Raw genomic sequence first — 3,661 nt, 5'->3', positions numbered from 1 at the left:
GCAAGCGGCTGTATCTCATCCTCGCCGAGCAGGACGAGGAGAAGGGCGGCACCGGGCGGGGCGGCGAGAGCTGACCCCAATCGGACGGGGGAACGGCCGCACGGGGGCGGCGGGGCGGGACGCGGGACCAGGCGCCTGCCCGGCGCTGAGCGCTCCGCTGGAAGTGTCGCGATGCGTCGTCGGCCGACTGCGGCGCCGTCGTGGCTGGCCACGCGGCGGAGCCGCATATCGGCACAGCCGCGGCAAAGCCGCACATCGACACAGCCGCGGCGGAGCCGCGCATTGACACAGTCCCGCGCCTCTTCGGGGCGCTGCCCGAACCGTGGCGGGCTTCCTCTGGCCTGCTTAGACGACCAGCGCGCTGAGCTTGCGCAGCGACTCATTGAGCGCGCTGGTCGCCGAGTCCTTCAGCTTTCCGGCCATCAAGGAGACCGCCGCCCCCGTGAACTCCCCGTCCACGCGCACCGTCGTGGCATCGCCGTCCGGCGTGAGCGAATAGCGCATGGCGAGATTCACGCCCATCGGGCCCTTGCCCCGGGTGGCCAGCAGCCGGGCGGGTTCGCATTCCTCGACGGTCCAGGTCACCTCGGCCGGAAAGCCCATCAGTTTCATGTTCTCCTCATAGGTCGCCGCCACTTCCAGCGTGGCCGGGCCGCCCCGCGGAAAGCTGGTGTGGGTGGCGTTCCAGTCGCCGTAGGTGGAGAAGTCCGTCAGCCGGGCCCAGACCTTCTCAGCCGGTGCCCCGATGTGTATCTGCGCGCTGACCTCGGCCATGGGGGAGTCCCTTCGGCGGGTTTCTGCGGTGTGTGGTGCGACGGTGCCGGGCAACGTAGCCCCGGGGTCCGGAACATTCAATACTGACGGATCGTCAGTTCCCGCCTTTCCGTCTGCCCTCCTCCCCGAGGATGAGAACCGGTCATCCGTGCACAACCACGGCGGGATGCGTACATGCTTCCCGGCGAGGATGCTCCGGTCTCAAGGGACTGATGGGGTGAGAGTGTGCGAAGTCCTACCCTTTCCGCCGGTCCGGACGACGCCCGATGCGAGGACCGGGTCGGCGAAGTGGTGGCCGCCGTGATCGCGGGGGCCCGCCGGCGCGCCGTACGCGATGGTGACGCGCAGATCGACACCGCCCATCTGCTGCACGGCCTCCTGGAGACCGACCCGGAGGTACGGGAAGTGTTTCCCGGCGGCCCGCCCCAGGTGATACGGCTGCTGGGGTATCTGGTGCAGCGCGTCATCGGCTACGGGCTCCGGTGGAGCGGCACCGTCGAGGTCTCGGGGGCGGCGCCGTCGGCGGGAAGCGGAATGGCCGGGTGGTCGCCCGCCGCGACGGCCGCCCTCGGTGCGGCGGTCCGCCGCGCCGCCTCCCGTGGCGGATCCCGCGCCGGTGGCCTCGACCTCCTCGCCGCGCTCGTCCGTGACCGGGAGTGTCGTGCCATGGAGGTGCTGAGGCGCGCGGGTGTCGCTGTCGAACCGCTGGTCACCGCCCTGGCCATGGAGACCTGCCAGCAGTCAACGGGATGACGGTGCTGACGTGAGCTGACATGATGGCCCGGTGCAGCTATCCGGAGGCCACTCACAGCAAAGGAAGGTCGGCCTGGGGCTCGCCCTGGTGTCGGCGCTCACCTTCGGCGGATCGGGCGTCGCCGCCAAACCGCTGATCGAGGCGGGGCTCGCGCCGATCGAGGTCACCTGGCTGCGGGTGACCGGCGCGGCCCTGGTCCTGCTGCCCCTGGCCTGGCGCCATCGCCGGCTGCCGGCCCGCCGCCCCGCCCTGCTGGTGGGGTTCGGCCTGCTGGCCGTCGCGGGGGTGCAGGCGTGCTACTTCGCGGCGCTCTCCCGGATTCCGGTCGGCGTCGCGCTGCTCGTCGAATACCTGGCGCCCGCGCTGGTGCTGGGGTGGGTGCGGTTCGTCCAGCGCCGGCCGGTGAGCCGGGCCGCGGCGATCGGCGTCGTCCTGGCCGTCGGCGGGCTCGCGTGTGTCGTGGAGGTCTGGTCCGGGCTGAGCTTCAACCCCCTTGGACTGCTGCTCGCCTTCGGCGCGGCCTTCTGTCAGGTGGGCTACTTCGTCCTCTCCGACCACGGCAGCGGCGGCGAGGACCCGGCGGATCCGCTCGGCGTCATCGCCTACGGACTGCTGATCGGAGCCGTGGCGCTGACCGTGGTCGGCCGCCCCTGGGGAATGGACTGGACGGTTCTGGCCGGCGGCGCCGATCTGGCGGGCGCCCGCATTCCCGCACTGGTGCTGCTCGCCTGGATCGTGCTGGTGGCGACGGTGATCGCGTATCTCACCGGGGTGCTGTCGGTGCGCCGGCTCTCACCGCAGGTGGCCGGGGTGCTCGCCTGCCTGGAGGCGGTCATCGCGACCGTTCTGGCGTGGGTGCTGCTGGATGAGCACCTGGGCGTGGCGCAGGTCGTCGGCGGTGCGGTGGTGCTGACCGGCGCCCTGATCGCCCAGACCTCCACCCCGAAGGCCGCCGCCGCCGAGCCGGTGGCGGCCTCGGCGGCGGCGGAGGGGGAGCGGGAGTACACGGCGGGAGGCTGACCGCCCCCGTCCCGGCGTGCGGCGGGGCGTTCCCGGTCAGAGCCGGGTGAGATAGCCGGGCACCGGCGTGTCGGGCGCGAGGTCGTCGGCGGGCTCCGGCGCGCCGTAAGCGCGGGCGACGGGCACCACGCCGCTCCAGTGGGGGAGTCCCAGATCCTCGGCGTCGTCACTGGGCCCGCCGGTGCGGATCTTCGCGGAGACCTCTTCGAGGTCGAGGCTGAGCACGGCGGTGGCGGCCAGCTCCTTGGTGTTGGCCGGCCGGGAGTCGGCGGCGCGGCCCGGCACCACATGGTCCACCAGGGCGTCCAGGGCCGCGATGCGCTCGGCCGGATCGGTCACCGGGCGGGCGATGCCGTGCACCACCACCGAGCGGTAGTTGATGGAGTGGTGGAACGCCGAGCGGGCCAGGACCAGCCCGTCGACATGGGTGACGGTGAGACACACCGGCAGCCCCGGCTCCTCGCCGCCCGGCGCGCCCGCCATGCGCAGCGGACGCGCGCCCGTCGAGCCGTGGAGGTACAGCCGCTCCCCGACCCGGCCGTAGAGGGTCGGCAGGACGACGGGGGCGCCGTCGCGTATGAAGCCCAGATGGCAGACGTAGCCCTCGTCGAGGATCGCGTGCACCACCTCCCGGTCGTACGACGCGCGCTCGCGGGAGCGGGTGGGCACGGTGCGGCCGGTCGGTGTGTAGGCGTTGTCGGGCGCGTTGGTCGCGGCGGTGGCGTCCGGGGCGGGCATTTGCGTCCTCCGTTGCACTAGTGCAAAATAGCGTTTGTGCTAGGAGAATATCCGATCGTCGGCCGTCGCGCAGCCGAGATCGCGGCCAGTGTGGAGCGCGCGATCGGTGCCGGTGAGCTGCCGCCGGGCCAACTGCTGCCTCCCCTGCGAGAGTTGGCGCAGCGGCTGGGCGTGAATCCCAATACGGTCGCGGCCGCCTATCGCGTGCTGCGTGAACGGGGCGTGATCGAGACGGCGGGGCGCCGGGGGAGCCGGGTGCGCTCCCGCCCCTCCAGTACGCCCCGCGAGTGGATCGGCGTCGACGCCGGCGGCGCGCGCGACCTGTCGAGCGGCAACCCCGACCCCGCGCTGCTGCCCCCGCTCGGCCCGCCGCTC

General features: G+C 72.7%; 5 protein-coding genes. 3 read left to right on the top strand and 2 right to left on the bottom strand.

The genetic code is table 11. From position 1 onward, the window contains the following. Positions 1-345: 345 nt before the first annotated feature. Positions 346-774 carry a type II toxin-antitoxin system Rv0910 family toxin gene (locus tag KN815_RS32125; protein WP_216345378.1) on the bottom strand — a complete coding sequence of 143 codons (429 nt, stop codon included), beginning with the start codon at positions 772-774 and terminating at the stop codon, positions 346-348. Between the two features lie 225 nt (positions 775-999). Here KN815_RS32125 and KN815_RS32120 point away from each other — a divergent pair, with 225 nt between their 5' ends. Further along, positions 1,000-1,527: a Clp protease N-terminal domain-containing protein gene (locus tag KN815_RS32120; RefSeq protein WP_216345377.1), complete on the top strand. Its 528-nt coding sequence runs from the start codon at positions 1,000-1,002 to the stop codon at positions 1,525-1,527. Positions 1,528-1,558: 31 nt separating this feature from the next. Next, complete coding sequence (locus KN815_RS32115) at positions 1,559-2,548, top strand: EamA family transporter (RefSeq protein WP_216345376.1); 990 nt, start codon at positions 1,559-1,561, stop codon at positions 2,546-2,548. 36 nt (positions 2,549-2,584) lie between these two features. Here KN815_RS32115 and KN815_RS32110 read toward each other — a convergent pair whose 3' ends face one another. Continuing rightward, the gene (locus tag KN815_RS32110; protein ID WP_216345375.1) at positions 2,585-3,286 is read right to left on the bottom strand and encodes a pyridoxamine 5'-phosphate oxidase family protein; all 702 of its coding nucleotides are present in this window, start codon (positions 3,284-3,286) and stop codon (positions 2,585-2,587) included. Between the two features lie 36 nt (positions 3,287-3,322). Here KN815_RS32110 and KN815_RS32105 point away from each other — a divergent pair. Further along, a partial coding sequence (locus KN815_RS32105) for a GntR family transcriptional regulator (RefSeq protein ID WP_216345374.1) occupies positions 3,323-3,661 on the top strand: 339 nt, incomplete at its 3' end.

This window comes from Streptomyces niphimycinicus, from assembly GCF_018883605.1.
Classification (GTDB): Bacteria; Actinomycetota; Actinomycetes; order Streptomycetales; family Streptomycetaceae; genus Streptomyces; species Streptomyces niphimycinicus.
Note: the sequence above shows the minus strand (reverse complement) of the source record. Positions and strands in the feature narration are given on the sequence as shown.